Annotated in this window: 13 protein-coding genes and 1 pseudogene; 9 read left to right on the top strand and 5 right to left on the bottom strand. The window is 55.9% G+C overall.

What is annotated here, in order from left to right; genetic code table 11:
* Positions 1-438 precede the first annotated feature (438 nt).
* Both HB633_RS19305 and HB633_RS19310 read left to right on the top strand, forming a co-directional pair.
* A pseudogene (locus HB633_RS19305) lies at positions 439-890 on the top strand (zinc-finger-containing protein).
* 46 nt (positions 891-936) lie between these two features.
* Positions 937-1,401, top strand: coding sequence for a hypothetical protein (locus HB633_RS19310; RefSeq protein WP_213779799.1), 465 nt, complete (start codon positions 937-939; stop codon positions 1,399-1,401).
* Positions 1,402-5,784: 4,383 nt separating this feature from the next.
* On the opposite strand, the gene HB633_RS19315 is transcribed toward HB633_RS19310, so the two are convergent.
* From HB633_RS19315 to HB633_RS19335, 5 genes are all read right to left on the bottom strand, one after another.
* Positions 5,785-5,964: a hypothetical protein gene (locus tag HB633_RS19315; protein ID WP_213779800.1), complete on the bottom strand. Its 180-nt coding sequence runs from the start codon at positions 5,962-5,964 to the stop codon at positions 5,785-5,787.
* A 1,382-nt stretch (positions 5,965-7,346) separates the two neighbouring features.
* A complete protein-coding gene (locus tag HB633_RS19320; RefSeq protein WP_255581015.1) occupies positions 7,347-9,188 on the bottom strand; it encodes a nucleoside-diphosphate sugar epimerase/dehydratase in 1,842 nt (613 codons plus the stop codon).
* Between the two features lie 16 nt (positions 9,189-9,204).
* The gene (locus tag HB633_RS19325) at positions 9,205-10,209 is read right to left on the bottom strand and encodes a glycosyltransferase family 4 protein (RefSeq protein ID WP_213779802.1); all 1,005 of its coding nucleotides are present in this window, start codon (positions 10,207-10,209) and stop codon (positions 9,205-9,207) included.
* Positions 10,206-11,150: an SDR family oxidoreductase gene (locus HB633_RS19330; protein ID WP_213779803.1), complete on the bottom strand. Its 945-nt coding sequence runs from the start codon at positions 11,148-11,150 to the stop codon at positions 10,206-10,208. Before HB633_RS19330 ends, HB633_RS19325 begins: the two co-directional genes overlap by 4 nt.
* Positions 11,147-12,331 (bottom strand): glycosyltransferase family 1 protein, encoded by a 1,185-nt coding sequence (locus HB633_RS19335; protein WP_213779804.1) that lies wholly within the window; start codon positions 12,329-12,331, stop codon positions 11,147-11,149. The genes HB633_RS19330 and HB633_RS19335 overlap by 4 nt, the downstream gene beginning before the upstream one ends.
* Positions 12,332-12,862: 531 nt before the next feature.
* Here HB633_RS19335 and HB633_RS19340 point away from each other — a divergent pair.
* The 7 genes from HB633_RS19340 (at position 12,863) to HB633_RS19370 (ending at position 21,173) form a co-directional block, all read left to right on the top strand.
* Complete coding sequence (locus tag HB633_RS19340; RefSeq protein WP_213779805.1) at positions 12,863-14,314, top strand: mannose-1-phosphate guanylyltransferase/mannose-6-phosphate isomerase; 1,452 nt, start codon at positions 12,863-12,865, stop codon at positions 14,312-14,314.
* 113 nt (positions 14,315-14,427) lie between these two features.
* Entirely contained in the window at positions 14,428-15,540 is a 1,113-nt protein-coding gene (locus HB633_RS19345; protein WP_213779806.1) for a glycosyltransferase family 4 protein, read from the top strand.
* A gap of 105 nt (positions 15,541-15,645) precedes the next feature.
* Positions 15,646-17,307 (top strand): hypothetical protein, encoded by a 1,662-nt coding sequence (locus HB633_RS19350; protein ID WP_213779807.1) that lies wholly within the window; start codon positions 15,646-15,648, stop codon positions 17,305-17,307.
* A 99-nt stretch (positions 17,308-17,406) separates the two neighbouring features.
* Positions 17,407-18,384, top strand: coding sequence for a glycosyltransferase family 2 protein (locus HB633_RS19355; RefSeq protein WP_213779808.1), 978 nt, complete (start codon positions 17,407-17,409; stop codon positions 18,382-18,384).
* Positions 18,381-18,794, top strand: a complete 414-nt coding sequence (locus HB633_RS19360; protein ID WP_213779809.1) for a GtrA family protein — start codon at positions 18,381-18,383, stop codon at positions 18,792-18,794. The genes HB633_RS19355 and HB633_RS19360 overlap by 4 nt, the downstream gene beginning before the upstream one ends.
* Before the next feature lie 380 nt (positions 18,795-19,174).
* Positions 19,175-20,068 carry a hypothetical protein gene (locus HB633_RS19365; RefSeq protein WP_213779810.1) on the top strand — a complete coding sequence of 298 codons (894 nt, stop codon included), beginning with the start codon at positions 19,175-19,177 and terminating at the stop codon, positions 20,066-20,068.
* 79 nt (positions 20,069-20,147) lie between these two features.
* Positions 20,148-21,173: an acyltransferase gene (locus HB633_RS19370; protein WP_213779811.1), complete on the top strand. Its 1,026-nt coding sequence runs from the start codon at positions 20,148-20,150 to the stop codon at positions 21,171-21,173.
* Positions 21,174-21,300 lie beyond the last annotated feature (127 nt).

Below are 21,300 nucleotides of genomic sequence, written 5' to 3' on the forward strand. Positions count from 1 at the left end.
GCGCCTCTGGGCGTTGTCGCTTTACTCAACCTGACGCCGCCGTTTAGTGTCGGATTTGCACCGCCGCTAACAACCCGGATACTTCGAGGCAAATGTCGATAGCGCGTCAAAGCTGGCTTTAGCGTTTCAGAGACTTGTATGCGGCTGCTGGGAGAATCGAGCGCCCATTTGCACCTTGCGTGGTTTGAAAGGAGCGACACCCTGATCGCCGTTCAGGGTCTTTCTCACAAAGACGCTATAAAACATATCTCTTTGCAGCACCCGACCCGTCAAAACAGATGGCGGACGCCCAGAATGCCCGAAAACCATTTTCCAGATTTTTTTAATTGTTATCCGGGGTGTTTTTTGAATCCTCTTATTCATATTCAAACACTTATAAAAACCAACCTGCAGCGAGACCCTGAGTGCCGATCAGGGTCTCCTGAAACTCAGATCACCATGCGCGTCGCTCGTCCGGTCAAGCCGATACCTCAACCTCATTTGCCAATACTGTGGTGCGCCCGCAGTATTGGCTAGCTTCGGAAGCCAGAGCTAACAGTATCGCGAAGACTGCGGCACGCGGTGGCTCTGTGAGGTCTGTCAAGCGTGGATCGGAGCTTACTCGCGCAGTACCCGGAACGTGCCGCTTGCGACTTGCGAATGCCGAGCCTCGCGAGTGGAAGGAAAAGCTGCATGCGGCGCTCGAACCAATGGCCGTGACAAAAGCGCGGCGCGACGCAATATCAACCTTCGAGGCGCGCGCAAAAGGCTACCGGTGGCTCGCGAATGCCCTGCAGATTGACGAGAAAGCGTGCACGATCCACCAACTCGACCCGGACCAATGTCGTGCAGCGGTCGGCGTCATCGAGCAGTTCGGGCGTTCGCGTTTGGATCACGCCCCTTCAGAATGAGCGTCCACCGTTCGTTAACCGGAGAACGTAACCCTTTTCCTAATCAATGTCCCGTACCCTTCCCTTTAACCGCAGCCCGCAAGCTACCCGCGCGCACCTCGTGAAACTTTCTCTCATTCCAATTCCTAAACGGGAGGCGGATCTTCTCTCGCTGCACACCCACTGCGCGTTGCAGGCGCTGATCGACGGGCACGGTTGGCTAAGTGGCGTGCAGTCACTGACCGAAGTTCTGATTCTGACCTCATTCGTCGCCGAGGCGGGATACGGTCAAATCTCCCGCCAAACGTGGCTCGACGCTGAAGCCGCACTGAACGCAGCGTTCGTGAAAGGTCGGGACGAAGCCATCTGGCAGATCGATGCCGATGGCTGCGCCCGCGTCGCGACTGTCTTGGCGATGCACGACGCGCAACTCGACGGCGCCCCACTTGGCGTGCTCGCCGGGGCGAGCGAGCGCCTCGAGCGACTGAAAGCCGGCGAACCCGAGCCGCTGCCGCAAAAGAAACGCGCCTGAACGTTCCTGTAAACGACAAAACCTGACACGAGGCCGGGGTTTGTCTTTGCCAGATAAGGCCAGCGTTTGCCGGGTTCAGCAAATTACCTCCACCGTTTGTCCGACCGACGCTTTCATCGCCCGTGGTAGCCGCGTAGTCGACGCCCGGAGAACCCGCGAACTACGGCACCTGCACAGGAACCGGCCCGCCGTATATGTCAGGCAACCCAGAAACGCCGAGGTGATTCCTTCGCTCAGCCCGCATTCCAATAGGCTCGGTGAAAACCTTTCCACTGCCACCGCGCAGGGGGGTGATCTCCGGTAAGTCGCCCCGTTCAAAGATCTGAACCTGGGCGACAGGCGTAGCGCAATCCGTCACGATCAAGCGCGTCGGTCTCAGCGAATAAAATGTCGGCAGGACTCTGCATGAAACTACGCCTGCGTTTCGGCCGTAAGCGTGCTCGTCCACCACTCAGACATTTTCAGTTCCGATTCCCCCTGATCACTGCTCAGGGGTCTGAAACGCTAGCGTTTTGAACGCGTGTTGCCGTGCGGCATACTTGTTGCCCCAAAATCATTGTGACGACTGCGGCGGCATCCGCGATGGCGGTTCGCAATTGCACTGGCGCCTACGAATACCGCAAAGACCACGGCTCGCCCAAGTGCGTCACTCTTGCGCTGCGTGGATCGTATTTCTCGCGAAGCATTAAGAAACGTTCTGTGCAATCGCTTGATAATGCCGACCAACGCGAATGGCAGCCGCATCGACGATTAAACCAACGAGTCGTTACGAAAGCGCCGAGCGACAGCATCTCGGGCTTCGAGTCTCTGAGAAGGATTAATAATTACAGAAAACGGCGCGGCATATCGAAAAGAAACCCCGGCACTATTCACCAACTTGATGCCGGTTGGAATCGTCAGGCGAGCAGTCGTCGCGATTCGTTAGTTCGTGCATCACGGCGAAACGCGCCTATTGCGGTTGGGCCGCGCAGATTCGGAAGAGAACAGCCGAAGCCGACAGTCACCGAGGCACCGTCGCCTAACGACATTAACGACTGGGCTGGACAGAGATGATTTGATATTTGACAGTATTTCGTAAGGTTTAGCTGAGAAAGGGATATGTTTTTCTATACTTTTCTCAATTACCCCTTATACGCCGTATAAGGGGTCTCAGGAAAGGAAGACCATCGATTGGCGAGGGAACGGGAGGCGTAAGATTCGCCCAGCTTGGGCAGCATGCGCACAGAGTTGTAAATTGCACACCGGGCGTGTTTGTGCCCGACACAACGGATACGAATACCGGGCGACGACTGTCTCGTGCGGAGAGCTTCACGCCCGATCGGCTGAGATCTATTTTGGGGCTTGCTTTAGTGTTCGGTGCTCGCGTACGCGCTAGGAAGATATAGAGAGAACCGCACTTGCTGCATCCGGTGGGCAAACCAACGAAGCGTACGAGGCCGTTCATGCCGTACAAGGTATGGAAGATGTTAGCGCGCGCGATCCTTCAGATGACCAAATGAGCAATTCCGAGGTGGCTTTATCGGCAACCTCACGACCGCCTAGCCCGCAATGCGATTTGCGGGCGTTGGCAATGATGACCGTAACCGGTATGGGTGGTGCGGCGTTTTGAGCGTGTCGTGTCCAGACCGCACCAGGCTAGAAATCCCGTCAATCTATATAATATTCAGATACTTATTAATTTTTTCACTGAAAAACTGACCACATCATGATGTGTTCCAAAGTGGTGCAGACGGTTCACTTTGCATCTGGGCCATTACAGCGCTCGTCATTGCGTGGAGAACTTAGGATGAGCCTTAAGGCTAGTTTTGTGAATTTTTCCAAGGGGCAACTCTTTGCGGAGCCTGTGCGCGGCGTGAGGATATCACCCTAGATTACGGCGCGGGCATTCCGCAAACGGCGGCACGCATTTTAAGTTCCCCTGTCGTCAGACGTTCGAGATAGCGGATCAAGAATAGACGGCGCGTCAACAGCGGTAAGTACGTGCGGGTCAAGGCACGAAGGTACCAACCCAGTGGGCACCAGATTTCATTGGCTTTGTCTAGGCTCATGGCCCGACCTTTTTCGAATGCCTCCTTGTGGGCACGCTCGGCGGCACACCATATTTCGCTCAACGTCGAGCGCGTTCCCCTCGGCTACAAACGCAGCGAAGATAAGAGCGTCGGTTAATGACTGGCTTACCAACGAGCCGGCCGCGGTAATCTACAACCGCTTGCAGTGCAAGTGCGCATGCCGCGATGGAGTATGGCCTCCCAAGTTGGGATTGGGAAAAGCTTGGTTTGACTGCACGCCCACACTGCTTTGAGCAATGCGCATAAAAGGGAACGGTACAGGCCGTCTCGGGAGGGTCGATCGTATGTGCGGGCTACTAGACGTGTGGCGTTTTATCTAAAGGTTGGTGTCAACTACCGTCAGCGGGCGGTTATCAAGCGGTGGGTGCTATTACCAGACAAACTTTCTCCGACTAGCACCTTCCGTTAACGAGCGATTTCGCTATAAAAACAATGCCTTACGGCGACGCCGTTTTTTTATGGGTTATATGCCGTGTGGGGGGGCAGCTTCGAACTAGCCGGATTAAGCGCGTCTGCCGCGCCGGAACGTAATTAGTTTAAAAAAAGCACGCCACATGAAGCCAACTACGCGGCCACAGCCACATCGGCGGATAACAAACAGAACGCACACAAGCCAAAATCGCTTCCGCTTGTTTACAACCATCGACTCAAGCCTTCGCACACCAAGATGTGGGTAATCATGAGGTAGAAGGGGGCTGAAAATTGGGCTAGTAGGACCGCGCAGATCGTCCGCCTTCGGTACGCGGAAGTGTCAAAATCGATGATTCGACGAGAAAGGCATGTGCTTTTTGCGAGCTTTGCAAACTAAGACACGTCGTCGGAACTCTATACTCTATGAATCCCCGCGCTGACGCGCATCGAACTCCGGCGAAGCTTTTACGTCTCGTCACTCGTATTTTGAGCAATCTTTTAGATGGTATCGCCTGAAGCTGCCAGCGATTAGGCACAGCGGAAGTGCGCTCGTCGCGACGATTTGCAATCGTCGCTACGAAGATTTATCTCTTGTAATTGGCCAGCCCTTCAGTTTTTTTCCGCGCTATGTAATTTGTAGCGCTAACCCCGCGGGAGAACTCCCGTCGGGGAGAATGCTCGCATTTCCGAAGAGGTTTAACGTAATGAAGCTTGTTCCAGTGACGATCCGATATTCATGCGGCACTATCATTAAAGACCGCGTTTCGCTGGACCCAACGACCCGCGAGGTGCATTTCAGCTCCCGCTTGACAATAATCTTTCTAGAAATGGCGAAAACCGAAGCCGCACCCTTTATTTCGATTAGTTTGAGCGGGCACGATTTCTCAGTGGTCCCAGGCAGTGACGGAAAAAATATCCTCGCGCGCGAGAAAGATCGGATTCATGTCGAAGGATTTCGATCAATCTTCGCGCCTAATCGACCCCAGCGGCACTCAAACGGGCATCTGGCTCATCTGCTAAGCGTCGCCTCGTTGGCGGGGGCCTGCTGGAGCGCAGCTTCTGTTACGAATTGGAATCTCGCCGCAGGTGAGGATGTCGCTAGTTTCTTGATTTGCGCCGCTCTTCTTGGCATCGCAGGTTTTTACTGCAAGAGGGATTAACGATGACCTTTTCTATTGGGATGATAGGTGCAGCAGCTTTAATAGCTTTATTTTTCGGATGGACTTCTCACAACGGTCGCAGGATCGAGCAGGACCATCGGCGACGAGCGCGTCAAGAAGAGTAGCGCCCGTTTTTGTTACCGCCAATAGGTGAATTAGAACGCGCCGCGCCCTGTACGGGCGCGGCTTTTTTTAATGTCCCGCGCCCAAATCCAAAACAAAATATATTCGTTCTCGGCGTCGCGTCGCTGTACGCAAACCCAGCACCTGAGACGGCAGAAATATCACTACCGTATTTCCCGAGGATTGCGCACGCCGCTTTGTAGACAGACGCTTTCGGCGCGGTCGTGATGCAGCGACACCATGGATTTCATGCCTGACGCCAAGAACGGGGTAATTTGCTTACCGGTCAACGGTTTTTCGATAGTTTAGCTATCATCCCCACGATTTGGCCAACGCCCCACTACAAGAAAAGCAGGCGCTGGCTGAACATCATCCTTCTCTTTCTAGATTATCGATTCACCCAATAATGCAAGATGATCATGACCTTGAGCAATAGGCGAATGAAGATGAGTGTTGGTCGACCTAGGCCGATCGCGAGATACAGACCGCCCAAAGAAACTAGCATAAGCGAAACTGTGAAATCGCTTTTAGGGAAACAACCGATATCGACCGCGAAAATCACATAGAACACCACGGCGAGAATCACGCGGCGAACGATCCAATGTAGTCCTATAAATCTACTATACATTGTCGCCCCCGCCCTTACGATGCATGAGCGCCGCACGCCGGAATAAAAATGCGGTTTCTGACGTGGCTAAAATCGCTGCAACAAGAATCCAGAATCGAATGCCGCGAGTCCAGTCAAGCTCGCGAAGACTTGTTAGTAATGTCATAGTGTTGCTCCAATCGATGGTTGACATCGGGTGCTCCAATAGCAGACCCGATTTCTTCATCGTGGCAGGCCACGGCGAAAGTCAAGGCTGGAACAAGTACGGTATAGAGGCATCTTTTTTGAATCCCGGCTAGCCGACGCGTGGTCGCGAACCTCGACAAATTCATACGTATTTAACAAATCGAAATATCAAATAAATAGGATAACTAAATTCTTAAATATCGACGAAGTTCCCGCGCAGCTCAAATAGCTCTGTGAGATAAGAATTATCCTAACCGTAGGAAATTTTTTACGGAACGGGAGACGGCAATTCAGCACGAAGATGGGCACCGCCTTATGACGTTCAACGACACCTTCCTCCGTTGTTTTGCCTAACGAAATTTCTGACACAACCTGATTCCGTGTGAATTTCGTTTAGGTTAGCGAAGATGCAATACACTACTTGACGTCTGTTATCTCAGCAACATCACGTGCGACGCAAAAAGATGAAGTGGGCACAGAGTTCTATCACTAGCGGGCCCTCGCAGCGAGCGCTGCGTTAGCAGCATTAGAAAGGAGACGTATTAATACATATAGCCGTGATGCTCTGACGGGGACATTCTGAGTGGACGACAGGGTACTTCCAAACTATTCCTGAACATTTTCGAAAATTTGAATGCGTAGATGTGCGTTTCGTCGACCACTGCAGGGCAGTGTTGATGATCGAGGGTCACCCGTCTTCACCGGCTGGGATGGCCTCTGGACTCAACGCAAGACGCAGTCCAAGACTGAACCGGTCATTACGTGATAAGTGACAATTACAGCGAGCGCCAATAACATAAGTAGTTCAAGCGCGAGCTTACGGCGAAGGCGATATGCGGCACGTACGTACTCGAAGGGCGACATAGGTTTTCCATCCGGTTGTTTTCGCTCACCATATGGAGAGCCGACTAATGATGTCGCGTCCAATATGAAGTCAAGTATTCAGAGGCTGCGCATACCAACGTTGCGAGAGACTAGGTCGTAGCCCTGGCACTTTTCGGAAATCAGCCAAATCCCGGAGCTAAGATGCTGTCGAGTGCCTTTTACGGTAGCTTCCTTTGAAACCTCTACGAAAAAAATCTCCAGCGCTTTAGCGTTGAGTAACGACCTATCAATCGGGACTACATAGTGTCTACTATATCCTCAGGTCCATAATCGAACTCCGTTGACTTTTTGATGAAGGGCTTTACTAACGCGAGAGCCGATGGACGGGGCTGTGTCGAAAAGAAGGTTGCATGTCCCCGACGATGCGGACTTTGTGGAAAACGTCCTAAGTAACGTGCTGGGGCGCCTTACGGTAAAACAGAGGTGAGTAGGATCTGAACAGACTCTCCCTAGCGGCTAAGCCTGCCGAGCCTGGACCTTATCGAAATCGCATGCGGAGGTGGATTACCGATTCGCAGACTGAATAGATTGCAAGACTGGCTGCATAGACGTTTGATATTCAGGCACCCAACGCCGCAGGTCACGACGCACTTCTTCGTCCGCCAACACGCGATGCTGCATAAGCCACGGCAGCAGTTCATCGAGAAAATGATCCGCGACCCCGCGCGCTTGCGCGATTCTTAATTTTGGATGCGGTGTACGGGTGGTAGTCTCGTCGTCGGCGAGCAATTCTTCGTAGAGCTTCTCGCCTGGGCGCAAACCCGTGAAAACGATTCGAATCTGCTCTTCCGTGAAGCCATACAAGCGGATCAAGTCGCGCGCAAGGTCTACGATCCGCACTGGTTGGCCCATATCCAGAATGAAGATCTCACCCCCGCGTCCCATGCTCGACGCCTGCAACACCAGTTGCGCAGCCTCAGGAATCGTCATGAAGAAGCGTGTGATCTCCGGATGCGTCACTGTGACTGGGCCGCCCTTTGCGATCTGCTGCTGGAACTTCGGAATTACGCTGCCCGCGCTGCCTAAAACATTCCCAAATCTGACCGTCTCGAACTGCGTACGGGGTGCGGTCTGCTGCAGCGCCTGACACGCCATCTCCGCAAGCCGCTTGCTCGCGCCCATGACATTGGTTGGGTTGACGGCCTTATCGGTGGAAATCAGCACGAAATGGCTGACCTGATGGCGAATCGCCGCGCGCGCCACGCGCAACGTACCGAGCACATTGTTACGCACCGCTGCCCAAGCGTTCTGCTCTTCCATCAATGGAACATGCTTGTACGCGGCCGCATGAAACACAATATGCGGTGCGAACCGCGACATGGTCTGGTCGAGCAACAAGGAATCCTTGGCGTCGCCAATCACCGGAATCACCGATAAATCTGGGAACCGCTCATGCAATTCTTCGATGAGCAAATACATCGCGTATTCGCTTAAGTCGTAAGCCACAAGTTGCGCCGGTGAGAAACGCAGGATCTGCCTGCACAATTCGGAACCGATAGACCCGCCCGCCCCCGTCACCATCACCACACGACCATGAAGCAGCGCTTCGACGTGCGGCATGTCGATCTTCACCGGTTCGCGGCCGAGCAAGTCTTCGAGGTCGATCTGACGAACGCGCGAAAGGAACGCCTGGCCCTGCGTGAGCACGGTGAGTGCGGGCAGGACCATCGCCTTGACGCCCGCGCGCACGCACATGGTCGCGACGCGCCGCTGTGCATCGACTGACGCCGAAGGGATCGCGATGATGGCAGTATCGGCTTTGAGCTGTTCAGCCCAGAGCGGCAACTCGCTGATCGATCCCAAAACCTTGTGGCCAAGGATTTCGCGGCCGCGCTTGGCGGGGTCATCGTCGAGAAGACCGACCAGACGCCATTCGCTGGAACGCGCGAGTTCGCGCACGAGGTTCGCACCAGCGGTGCCGGCGCCGAGCACGATCACCGGCTTGCCCTTGCCGATCAGCCCGCCATACAGATAAAACTCCTTGATCGCACGATACAGCGCGCGCGAGCCGCCCGTCGCCATGAACAGCAGCAACGGCGAAACGATGAGAACCGAGCGTGGAATAATAGGCAGCGGCTGCAACATGGCCGCACCGATCATGACGATCAGCGCGCCGCTCGCAACGGCTTTCGAAATCCGCATGAGGTCGGGCAAGCTTGCAAACACCCACATGCCACGATACAACCCGAAGATGCGGAACATCACGGCATAGATTACGACGACCCACACGAGCGCGTTGATGCCGCCGTGCCAGAAATCGTCGGGGACTGAGCCATTGAAGCGCAGCGCGTATGCAACCAGCCACGCGACGACCACCGCGACGATGTCGAATCCAAATGCTGCCATCGAGAGCCATGTAGGCTTAATTCGCATCGTTATGATTATCTTGAGTGAGGGTGAATTTCCGCCATTGGCGGTCGATCTGCCAGCCAACCAGCGCCAGGACCACGTACCAGGCACCGAGCAGCACCCATTGCAGTGCGGGCGGCATATGAAGTGCTACCAGTGCAGCCCCTCCGCTACCCAGCATGAGCAAGTAATACGCCAAGGCGACCCGGATATGGCTCCCGGTCATCTGCACCAGCCGTTGATAGTAATGCTCGCGATGCGCGAGCCATACCTTTTCGCCCCGCGCGAGACGGCGGCAGAGCGTCACGGTGGCGTCGGCGACAAACGGCGCGAACGCTAGCGCCGGAAACCAGATTGGCCATACGCCGTGTTGCCAGCCCCAAAAGCCCAGCGCGCCGGCCAGGAAACCGAGGGGTATGGAACCTGCATCGCCCAGAAATATCTTCGCCGGGTGATGATTAAAAATCAAGAATCCAATTCCCGCCCCTGCAATGGCCGCAGCGGCCACCGCCAGCGATGGCTGGGCCGCGAGCGCTGCAACCGCATAGAAACCGAAACCCGATACCGCCATGCCGCCCGCAAGGCCGTCAGAACCGTCCATGAAATTGTATAGATTCACCACCCAGACCAGCGCGATGACGGCGAGCAGCGCGAGCCACCAGGGGATATCGACGGCGCTCCAAGCAATAGCCGCCGCGACCACGAGCAAGTGTGCGGCAAAGCGAATCCGGGCCGGCAAGCCGCGCCGGTCATCGATCTGCGACACAACGGCAAGTACCAGCGCGCCAAGCGCGACCCAGCCGAACGACGGTGCGCAGACCACAATGGTGAGGATCAAGGCCGATACAACGCCCCATCCGCCTACCCGCGGCACGGGCCGAACATGCAAAGAGCGATGATTCGGGATATCGACAGCAATATCCCAAGCCCAACCCGTGCGTAATAACAACAGCAGCACGCCCGCGCTCACCGCGCACGCGATGGCTGCTGCAATGCACAAAAGCGAAAGCGCGCTCATCGATGCGCCTCCTGATAAGCGCGCACGGTTCTCTCGATGCCATCAGCCACTGAAGCCGGCGGCGTCCAGCCGAGTCCGGTCCGAAGCCGATTGCTGTCCATGCGTAGCGGGCTCGCTAGCCGATCAATCTGCGCCGAACGGCCCGTCAACTTTCCCAACGCGTGCAGCCACAAGGGCGGCACCGGCAGCAAACGCGCCGGTTTTCCGAAGGCGCGAGCAAGGGCCCGAATCATCTCCGGAACCGTTAAATCTTCGCCGTCCGTGACGTGATACACGCCTTCCGTAGGCTCAGGACGCGTCGCGACAAAGCGAATGGCATCGGCGAGATTCCCAACGTAGACCATGCTTCGATGCGCATCGACCGCGCCCAGCGGCAACGGAATACCGCGCTCGACCGCCTTCATCAATTGTTCGAAGTTGGCCCGGACTCCCGGGCCATAGACCAGCGGCGGACGCAGCGTAACCACCTCCATGCCGTGCTCGCGGCCAAACTCCGCGAGAACACGTTCGGCCTCCAACTTCGTGATGCCGTATGGATCGACAGGCGCCGGTGCATCGTCCTCGCGCCATGGCCGGCCGGGTTCGCCCTCCCCCAGCGCCTTGATGCTGCTCACGAACACGAACCGCTTCACGCCCGTGTTCAATGCCGCGCGCGCAGCGTTTTGCGAGCCTTCCACGTTGACCGCGCGATATTCCTGCATCGGATCGCCGGCGATGTCGTTCATCACGTGAACGCGGGCGGCGAGGTGGACGAAGGCATCGGCTGCCAGCAACGGGGCGAGGCTTGAGAAGTTATCGTCGGCAATCAATCGTTCGTTGACGCGGGGATCGCTAGCATCCGGACGGCGCACGAGCGCGGTCACGTCGTGGCCAGCATCGCAGAGCGCTGCGCATGTGGCGCGCCCTACGAAGCCGTTCGCGCCGCTCACGATGATCCTCATGCCGACAATTCGCGATACACCGCGCAAGTTTGCGCGACGGTCGCGTCCCACGTCAGCTCGGCCGCGCGACGCAAACCCTTGGCGACCAGTTCGTCGCGCAGCGCCGGATCGCCGAGCAGGCGCTCCATGCCGGCGGCGATGTCATCGATAGAATACGGGTCCACTTCCCACGTCGCGCCCGCCGATACCTCCGGCAACGACGTGTTGTTTGATGTCAACACTGCCACGCCGCTCGCCATGGCTTCGGCGACAGGCAAGCCGAATCCCTCGAACAACGACGGATAAGCGAACAACGTCGCTGATGCATACAGTTTCAGCAGGTTTTCACGCGGCACATAGCCCGGCATCACGACCTGGTTATCGCGCGCGAGCGGCTCGATCACCCGCATCAGTGCTGCGTTATGCCATCCGTCGGCGCCGATCAACACGAGCGGAAACGCGCTGCGCATCTCGGCCGGCAAGCGCGCAAATGCTTCGACAAGCCGCAGCAGATTCTTCCGCGGCTGCAACGTGCACACCGACAACACGAAGCCGCGAGATTTCAGGCCGAGTTGCGCGAGCGCATCGGCGCACGATTCTTCCGGATAGGGCTGGAACGCCGGTTCCACGCCCAGATGAACGGTGACCACCTTCGATTCGGGAACGCCATAGATCTCGACGATATCCTTCTTCGTGTAATCGCTATCTGCGATCACGACCTGCGCCTGCCGCAACGATTTAGGGATCTCCCGATCCAGATATTCCACCGCCACGCGCGGATGAAACTCCGGATGCCGCCGATGCGAAAGGTCGTGAATGGTCAGCACGGTCGGGCCTTTGTAGCGCGACGCCACGAAATTCGTCTCGTGATAGATATAGCCGCGGCGCGCAAAGTCGTCGCGTAATTCCCGCGACATGATGGCGCGCACGATAGTCCGGCTGCGGTACAGGCCCGGCAGACTGCGCGCCTTTTGCATCACTTTTGCCTTGATACCCTCGCTGAACTGGACGCCCTTGCTCAACGGAACACGCTGGTTGATCAGTTCCTGCAGCCGTTCGCCTTCGAATAGTTGGGTGCCTACCCATCCCGCCAGCCCTTGTACGTCAGGCTCGACAGTCAGTCCTTCCAGCAGATGCTGTGTGTAATAGCCGACGCCGCTTCGCGGGGGACGAAGTGAGTTGAGATCGAAGAGCAGTTTCATGCGTGAGTGTCTAATTATCTTGGTGAACAGATAGACGGCAAGCCGAGTTTCCCGACGGCAGTTTTTGCACCATCGGCCGTTATCTGCGAATACTTCTCTGGCGAATACAGCCGCGGTTGAAACCGTAACCAGCATGCAAAGCCCATCGCTGCCCTATCGCTGACCGTTTGGACAGGTTTCGTGCGGCCTTGAAAGCTTCCTCGCCGCGTTTCACGCGCTTCGCCCACCCCGGACGAAACCTCGAAATTTAACACAGCGGCCTTTCCTTTCCCCGGCTTTGCATATCCGCCCCGGCTGCCCGGTGGGCGCTTTGCGGCTTGACGCTCCTGAGTACCCGTGAACGTCCACACGAGGAAACCACTGTTCACCAAAGTTGCCCACACAGTAACAAACCAGGCGCAAATCGACGAGTCAAGCGCGGTTCCCGTGCTGCAACAACGGTAACTAGTTGTTCCGCAAAGGGGCATCGTCATTCCGAAATCCGCTAAAATTGCTGCTTCCGAGCCCAATTCAGTCTTACTCGAGCCGTAAATGAACATCATTCCCGTGATTATTTGTGGGGGCGCAGGTACCCGCCTGTGGCCGGTGTCCCGCGAGGCCTTCCCAAAGCCGCTATTGAAGCTGGCCGATGGGCAAAGTCTTTTGCAGAAGACATTCTTACGTGCTTCGCATGTGGCAAACGCCGATGAAGTGGTCATCGTTACCAATCGGGAAACTTACTTCCTGACCAAGGACGAGTGCGTCGAAGCCGAGTCGAGTGTGAGCAAGCTGGGCTTCATCCTCGAACCATCGGCCCGCAACACCGCTGCGGCCATTGGCGTAGCCGCGGAAGTGGTGCGCGAGCAGCATGGCGCGGACGCAATCATGCTCGTCATGCCCGCCGACCAACTGGTGGAAGACGAAGCCGCGTTCGGCGTTGCCGTGCAGCACGCGGCCCGGGCAGCGCAAGAAGGCCGGATTGTCACCTTCGGCATCCGTCCGACCACGCCTGAAACGGGCTATGGCTATATCGAATTCGAAAGCGCGCCGCTGCCGGGCGCGGACGCCGTCCACAAAGTGGTGCGGTTTGTCGAAAAGCCGCAGTTGAGCGTGGCCGAAGAACTCGTGGCCGACGGCCGGCACTTGTGGAACGCAGGCATGTTCTGCTTTACCGCAGAGACCATGCTTGCCGAACTCGCCAAGCATGCGCCAGCGGTCCTCGAGCCGTCCATTGCCGCAGTGACCGAAGCAAAGCGCAGCACCTCGAAAGACGGTTACACCGTCGAGCTCGATGGCGCGCAGTTTGGGCGAGCGGCAGACATTTCCATCGACTATGCGGTCATGGAGCGTTCGGACAACGTGAACGTCGTGCCGTGTGAGATGGGTTGGAGCGATATCGGCTCGTGGCTTGCGATCAGCGAACTGACCGCGCCCGATACACGCGGCAACCGCATTCACGGCGGCGCCGAGCTGTACGAGGTCGACAACTGTTTTATCCGCAGCGAAAACGGCCGGATGATCGGCGCGGTTGGCGTGCAGGATCTGATCGTGGTCGATACCGCCGATGCCCTGTTGATCGCAACACGCGAACGGGCGCAGGACGTGAAGCAGATCGTCACCAAGCTCAAGAAGGTCAATCACGATGCATACAGACTGCACCGGACGGTGCATCGCCCGTGGGGCACGTACACCGTGCTGGAAGAAGGCGATCGCTTCAAGATGAAGCGAATTGTGGTGAAGCCGAATGCCCAGCTTTCGCTGCAGATGCATCATCACCGCAGCGAGCACTGGATCGTGGTCAGCGGTTGCGCCGACATTGTCAATGGCGAGCAGATCATTTCGCTGCAGCCGAATGAGTCGACTTATATTCCGGCAGGTCACAAGCATCGGCTGATCAATCCAGGCGTGATGGATCTGGTGCTGATCGAAGTGCAATGCGGCGAGTATCTCGGAGAGGATGACATCGTTCGCTTCGAGGACGTTTATGGGCGCGTGCCGGCCTGATTTGCTTCTAGCGTCGTTAGGCGAACGCCGCCGAGGGACGAAGAGTCCGCGGCGGCGCTTTGCTTTGCCTTATTGCCGGCATGATTTAGTACGCCGGCCCCTTAGCGGGATTTATGCGCGTTTTACACTTTTATAAGACGTACAAGCCCGATTCGATGGGTGGCGTCGAGGAACTCATCGGCCAGATCTGTTCGGGCGCCGCGAAACGCGGCGTGACGAGCGAGGTGCTGACCGTATCGAAGGACACGAGCACGGTCGACTTCGGCGATCACATGCACCATCGGGCGAAGCTCGATGTGGAGATTGCGTCGTCGGCGTTCTCGCTTGCGGCGTTCCGGCGCTTTCGCGAACTGGCCGAGCACGCCGACCTGATTCACTATCATTTCCCGTGGCCGTTCGCCGACGTCGTGCACTTCGCTTCGCGTGTGCACAAGCCGTCGATCGTGACGTATCACTCGGATATCGTGCGGCAGAAGGTGTTGCTGCAGTTTTACAAGCCGCTGCGTGACAGGTTTCTCGCGAGCGTGGACAGGATCGTGACGACGTCGCCGAATTACCTGGCGACGAGCGAGGTGTTGCAGCGGTATCGGGACAAGGTCGAGGTGATTCCGATCGGGCTGGATGAGAGTTCGTACGCGAAGCCTACGGCCGAAAAGTTGCAGTATTGGCGCGAGCGCGCGCGGCCGAAGTTTTTCCTGTTTGTCGGGAATCTGCGGTATTACAAGGGTCTGCACGTGCTGCTCGATGCGCTGCAGGGTACGGAGTTTCGGGCGGTGATCGTTGGTGCAGGGCCCGTGGAGCGGGACCTGCGGGCGCAAGCTGAACGGTTGAAGCTGAACAACGTGGATTTTGTCGGGCCGGTAGGCGACGACGACAAGATCGCCCTCCTCACGCTATGTCATGCGCTGACGTTTCCGTCGCATTTGAGGTCCGAGGCGTTCGGGATCTCGTTGCTGGAAGCTGCGATGTTTGGGAAAGCGATGATCTCGACCGAGATCGGAACCGGGACGTCGTATGTGAATGTGGATGGGGAGACGGGGCTAGTGGTGCCGGCGAGTGATCCGGGGGCGTTGAGGGAGGCGATGGGGAGGTTGTGGGGGGATGAAGCCCTGACGCAGCGGTTTGCCGTGAACGCCAAGGCACGCTTCAAGACGCTTTTTACCGCCGATAAAATGGCGGACGCCTATGTGGATTTGTACAGGCAGCTTGTGGCAGTGCACGACTGAAAGTACTGCCAGCAAAGCCAGCAAAAGTAGTCACGTCATGTACAAAGCTAAACAATGCCAACTCCGCGGGCAGATCCAGCGGCGACGCGAACACAACGATCAGATATGCAATTAAATTCAATACAAAAACTGTTCGCGGCCCTGAGACGAACGCCGGTTCCTACATGGGTTTTTCTGTGGTCGGCAGCGATCGTCTACACGTACGCGTACTTGGTAAATCCCGCTTTGCCGGGAAATAATCTCAGCTATCCGGAAGGATGGTGGGGCTGGTTCGATCAGTCACAGTATCTGCTGTCCGCCAAGTCGTGGCTCGCGCGCGACCTGGCGCCGGCTCGTCACTACTACCCTCCACTTTATCCGTTGATTGGTGCTGCGTTTTATCATTGGATTCCGGTTCATCCGTTTTTCTTCTTCGACGGAGCGGCGTTTGTCGTATTCATTTATACATTCCTCAAGTTTGCATCCCGATATATCTCGCGGATAGAGACCTTTGCGGTAGTGGCGGTAGCGATTTACTTCAACCCGCCGATCATGGAAAACTTCGCGATACCTTGGTCCACAGCGGGAACGATCACAATTTATTCAGCAGTGGTACTGATGCTGATGCGACTCCATTGCGGTATCGCTCAAACGCAACCGCAAGATGCGTTCAAGACTTTCCTCAGTGCATTTTGCTTTTCCGCGATCTTCGGGCTGCTGGTCATTCTCAGGCCTGTAGATGCGGGCCTCGCTGCAATCTTCTTTCCCAGCTATCTGATTTTGCAATTCAGGCGCGACCGGCAATTGCCGGACGGACGCCGTTTGCAGCGAGCCTTATTGACCTGTGTCGCGCTGGGATGCGGCCTGGCCGTCGGCGTCGCGTTGTTCGCCATATACAACGCGCATGTCTTTGGAAGCCCGCTTGGCGGCTATATCAAGTCCACAGCAACGAGCAGCGGGTACATCGTCGGCGAATTGGCGCACAAAGCCTTCTCGCTCCTCTTCGACGCGAACACTTACTTTCTGGAGCCGGGTTCGTCGATCGTGTCGAAGTATCCCTGGATACTTCTTTCGATCCTCGGATTACTGGTGTTCCTCGTGCGAGGTGATGCGCTGTTACGCATCCTCGCACTTGCGATTGTTTTCCATTTTTGTCTCTACGCACCCTATGGAGACCTGCTGCCAAACGGCGTCTGGCGGTTCAAGAACATTCACTACTTCAAATGGATGTTTCCTTACTTGATGTTGTTTGCGTGGTTGCTCGTTCGATGGGTGCTGGCCGCCACTAACGAAGAGCTTCCGCTAAAAAGTTCGCCGGCGCGTACGGTGGCGATTCGGCTTGCCACTATCTGCATAGTCGGCCTCGCGATTTGCTCACTGCGTTTCTCGGCACACGAGTCGCTCGCATCGAGCGAAGTCAGCACGGACACTGCCGTGCAGGACATAAAAATACATGTAGCGGCCTCTTCCGCAAAGGAGATCGATTTCATCGACCTTCAAGGCGTATCGGGAGGATTCACAGAGATCTATTTCGGGCCGCATCGGCTCACCATTGATGGGCGGACACTTTCCCTGACGCGCGATTTTCGTCTGGTGCCCGCCCCGTGGGGCGTTCGCCTTTTGCTGATCCATCCGGCCAGCGGGAGCGAGATTGTATTTAGGCCTGCGCCGGCGATCAAGGTCTCAACCACCGAGCTCAAAGTATTTGTCGGCGACTATCACCTGTCGCTCGGCAGGCCGAAACTGAAACGTGACGTTGGCTGCCCAATGGGCGCCCCGGTATGCTGACCGTCGCAAATTGGGTGGCGTTTGCTCTCGTCCGTAGGCATCTTCCACAAAAACGCGTTGCGATTAACCCCTGATCCCTACGCCACAGAAGACAGAAATATGAAACCAGTCAACGCACCCAAGATTGCGATAGTGCTTCCGGCTTATAACGAAGAAGCAACGCTCGCCGACACAATGATCGCGTTCCATAAGGAACTGCCCAGCGCGGCACTCTACGTAATCGACAACAACTCCAGGGATGCGACCAACACCATTGCTACGTCAACGCTTCGAGAGCTTGGATGTCCCGGAGCGGTGCTGACGGAGAAACGGCAAGGCAAAGGTAATGCGCTGCGACGCGCATTCATGGAAATCGATGCCGATATCTACGTCCTCTCCGACGCGGACATGACCTACCCGGCCGACCGGGTGCACGACTTGATCCAGCCAGTTCTCGCAGGTAAAGCCGATATGACCGTGGGCGACAGACACTCGGGCGGCCACTACGCTCAAGAAAACGACCGGCCCCTGCATGGTTTCGGAAATGCGCTCGTCCAGGGAATGGTCAACCGCTTCTTTAGCGCGAAACTGGCCGACATCATGAGCGGGTATCGTGTGTTCAACCGCCGCTTCGTGAAGTCGTATCCAATTCTGGTCGAGGGATTCCAGATCGAGACCGACATGACACTGCATGCGTTGCATCAGCGGTTTCGCATTGTTGAAGTGCCGGTGGAATACAAGGACCGGCCTGCGGGGAGCGTATCGAAGCTGCAAACGCTGCCCGACGGAGCGCGCGTTCTTTTCACCATCGCGCAGATCCTGCGATACTACCGGCCGCTCTTTTTCTTCGGGACGCTCGCCGTCGTCTTCGCGTCGCTGAGTGTGTTGATTGCCATTCCCGTTTTCGACGACTGGATCCGGTACCGTTACATTTATCACGTGCCACTTGCGATCCTTTCGTCCGCGGTCAGCGTGGCCGCCATGATGATTCTTGGCGTCGGTCTCATACTCGATACCGTTGTGCATCAGGAGCGAATGGCGGCCGAAAGATTTCTGTTGAGGTCAGTGAACGATGAGCGGCGGCTCGAATCTCGATGAATCGAGCATTGATAAAGAAAATCTTCAGCTTCGGCGTCGTGGGGGGGATCGGCTTCGCGGTTGACGCCGGGATCTTGACGTTGTTGTCTTCCAAGATGGGCGTGAACGTCTATGTGTCTCGGCTTATCTCGTTCACAGTAGCCGTGTTCGTCACGTGGATGCTGAATCGCCAATGGGTGTTCAAGGCCAACGGCCCAAGGACGACGACCAAAACAAACGAGTACCTCAGTTACCTCTCGGTTCAGGGCGTAGGCGCACTGATCAACCTGGGCATCTTCTCGGTCTCCCTCTTTTATTTTCCGAGTCTCAAAGCGTACCCGGTGATACCGCTCGCGTTTGGGTCTGCTGGGGGAATGCTTTTTAACTTTTTTGGCTCGCACTTGTGGGTTTTCCGTAAGCGACAAACCTAGATTGCCATCACCGGGATGCGGCCTTGCACATGCGTCCCTCAGCGAACGAGCGATTTTTATCGGACAACTGAATAAAGAATTCCGATCGAAAATACCTTCAGCTTTGTTCCGTCCAGCAGCGCCTGATAAATATCCCCCTCCCCCTGTATCGGCACCATTCACGGAAATTTCAAAGGGGTGAAGATGTGCAGCCTATTCAAAGGAATTATGACCTCAAAATAATCTAGTAATATGCGCGTTGAGAATCCTGCGTTAGAAGGATTCTATGAAATGATTAGCACATTATTTCGCTGATTGATATGTAGCGGTTACACCTACGACCCTCCGCGTAATACCGCGGCTCTTGGTACAGAATGTTCATTAGCTAAGGACTGAATGCTATGACAGATATGCCAGCCGTCTTAAGAAATGCCGTTCGCCGTGCCGCACAAATCGCGCCGCGTCCGGCGCCTCCAGCTACTACCCAGGACGAAAGCGTCCCGCAGGCCCCCCCTTCACTCGCTTCGCAACGCGCACCGACCAGACACTTGATGCAAGACCGCACGTCGCTTTTGGCCGATGGCGTTTTATACACCGACTTCTTTAAATTTGTTGATGCGCAGCTTCGCCCGAAAGCCTACTTTGAGGTCGGAACACATCTGGGCAGATCAGTGAAAGCTTTCAGTTGCCCGGCTGTATGCGTAGATCCGCACTTCATGCTGGATCAGGACGTGATCGGCACCCGCGCAGAAACGCATTTTTATCAGACACCCTCTGACGATTTTTTTAAGCAAAACGATCTGCGCGGAATTTTCAAATCCGGCCCGGATATATGCTTTCTTGATGGCATGCATCGGAGTGAATATTTGCTCCGGGATTTTATGAATACCGAGCGTTTGTGCCACCGTCGTTCGCTTATCTTCATGCACGACTGTTTTCCATTCAACGCGCGTATGGCAATGCGTACCCATGAGGCCGGCGATGAAGCGGAAGGCCACTGGGCCGGTGCATGGACGGGCGACGTATGGAAAGTGGTGCCCCTGCTGCAGGCCCACCGTCCAGATTTAAAGATTCTGCTGCTGGACTGCGCGCCAACCGGACTTGTCGTGGTATCGAACCTGAATCCGGAATCTACTGTCCTTAGCGAGCGCTATAGCGGCGTGGTCGACGATTTGCGCGCCATGGATCTCGAAAAGCACACAATTCGTAAGCTGTGGGATGACGTCCCAGTGATTTCGTCCCACTCGCTGATGCAGCACCCAGAAGACCTTACTCTTTTTCTCGATATCAATTAATTGTTGGGACCGACCAAGAACAACTCGAACACATTGTTGGTCGAGTTGCTTTTTCAATTAACTAATTTGTGGAAGGTCCATGCAGTGGGTCATGGGTAAGCAGCCGCCGGTAACGTTTGACCAATACCGTGCAACAAGACAATTTTCCGCGCTTGACGGGCTACGCGCGGTGGCCATTTTTCTCGTATTTTCGCTTCATTTCGGTGGCGAAACCTGGGGGCACCTATCCGGCTGGCTGGGCGTGCAAATGTTCTTTGTACTTTCGGGGTACCTAATTACAACCTTACTGTTACGTGAGCGGGATTTATCCGGATCGATTGCGCTACGCGCATTTTATATTCGCCGCGCGTTTCGAATATTGCCGATGTTTTTGCTCGTGTACGTGATGGTAATGGGCCAGAGTTATCTCGCAGCAGATGACTCATGGGCGAACATGAAAGCGGCATCGCCCTATTACCTTACCTTCTTAAATGAGTTCGCCCCGTTCGCCCCGTTGAAAATGACTTGGACGCTCGGTATTGAATGGAAGTTTTATTTCTTGTGGCCGGCAATACTGGCTGCTGCGGGCATGGTTGCGAGAACAAGATTCATTCTGGTAATTGCGTGCATCTCCGTTTTGGCGCTGTCGTGGTTCAAAGGGTTCCACGTCGATTGGATTCAGCCGTTTCAGTATCAGGTGATGCTGTTTGGCTGCGCGGCTGCTGTGATTTTGAATTATCGGAAGACCTACGATCTCGTGCGCGTACTCGCGACAAACACGGCTGTATTCAGCCTCGTCACCGTCCTATGCATAGTGCACTGGAAGTCGATCTGGATCGCTGAAAAAATCGGACTTGCCCAGCTCATTGTCGCGTACGGGCTTTTGATCGCCCTGTTGATCCCTGCCCTTGTCTCAGAAACCATTGCTCAGACAGTGATCGGCTCACGCCCGTTTGTTTTCGTCGGTCGCCGCTCTTACTCGATGTATCTGATCGAGTTGCTGGCAGCGCAGGCCGTCCAAGGGTTACTGCCCCAAATCCACTTTGGCCCTCTATTTCTTCCGGTCTGTTTCATCGTGGCGCTGGTGGCATCAGATTGTTTATACCGATGGATAGAGAACCGATGATACGAATGGGCCATAAGTTGGTCACGGCACAACGACATGCCCCGGCTATACAAAACACGAAGCCTAAGCAACTGACCTCAAACTGATTCAAAACCACATCGGTAGAAGCGGTCCAGGCCACATGCGG

Source organism: Caballeronia sp. dw_276 (genome assembly GCF_018449635.1).
In the GTDB taxonomy this organism is placed as follows: domain Bacteria; phylum Pseudomonadota; class Gammaproteobacteria; order Burkholderiales; family Burkholderiaceae; genus Caballeronia.

Coding starts and splice junctions, on each gene's coding strand:
- HB633_RS19370 (WP_213779811.1), top strand. CDS start 20,148: ATGCAGTGGGTCATGGGTAAGCAGCCGCCGGTAACGTTTGACCAATAC.
- HB633_RS19315 (WP_213779800.1), bottom strand. CDS start 5,964: ATGTCAACCATCGATTGGAGCAACACTATGACATTACTAACAAGTCTT.
- HB633_RS19310 (WP_213779799.1), top strand. CDS start 937: ATGTCCCGTACCCTTCCCTTTAACCGCAGCCCGCAAGCTACCCGCGCG.
- HB633_RS19365 (WP_213779810.1), top strand. CDS start 19,175: ATGACAGATATGCCAGCCGTCTTAAGAAATGCCGTTCGCCGTGCCGCA.
- HB633_RS19360 (WP_213779809.1), top strand. CDS start 18,381: ATGAATCGAGCATTGATAAAGAAAATCTTCAGCTTCGGCGTCGTGGGG.
- HB633_RS19345 (WP_213779806.1), top strand. CDS start 14,428: ATGCGCGTTTTACACTTTTATAAGACGTACAAGCCCGATTCGATGGGT.
- HB633_RS19325 (WP_213779802.1), bottom strand. CDS start 10,209: ATGAGCGCGCTTTCGCTTTTGTGCATTGCAGCAGCCATCGCGTGCGCG.
- HB633_RS19355 (WP_213779808.1), top strand. CDS start 17,407: ATGAAACCAGTCAACGCACCCAAGATTGCGATAGTGCTTCCGGCTTAT.
- HB633_RS19320 (WP_255581015.1), bottom strand. CDS start 9,188: ATGGCAGCATTTGGATTCGACATCGTCGCGGTGGTCGTCGCGTGGCTG.
- HB633_RS19340 (WP_213779805.1), top strand. CDS start 12,863: ATGAACATCATTCCCGTGATTATTTGTGGGGGCGCAGGTACCCGCCTG.
- HB633_RS19335 (WP_213779804.1), bottom strand. CDS start 12,331: ATGAAACTGCTCTTCGATCTCAACTCACTTCGTCCCCCGCGAAGCGGC.
- HB633_RS19350 (WP_213779807.1), top strand. CDS start 15,646: ATGCAATTAAATTCAATACAAAAACTGTTCGCGGCCCTGAGACGAACG.
- HB633_RS19330 (WP_213779803.1), bottom strand. CDS start 11,150: ATGAGGATCATCGTGAGCGGCGCGAACGGCTTCGTAGGGCGCGCCACA.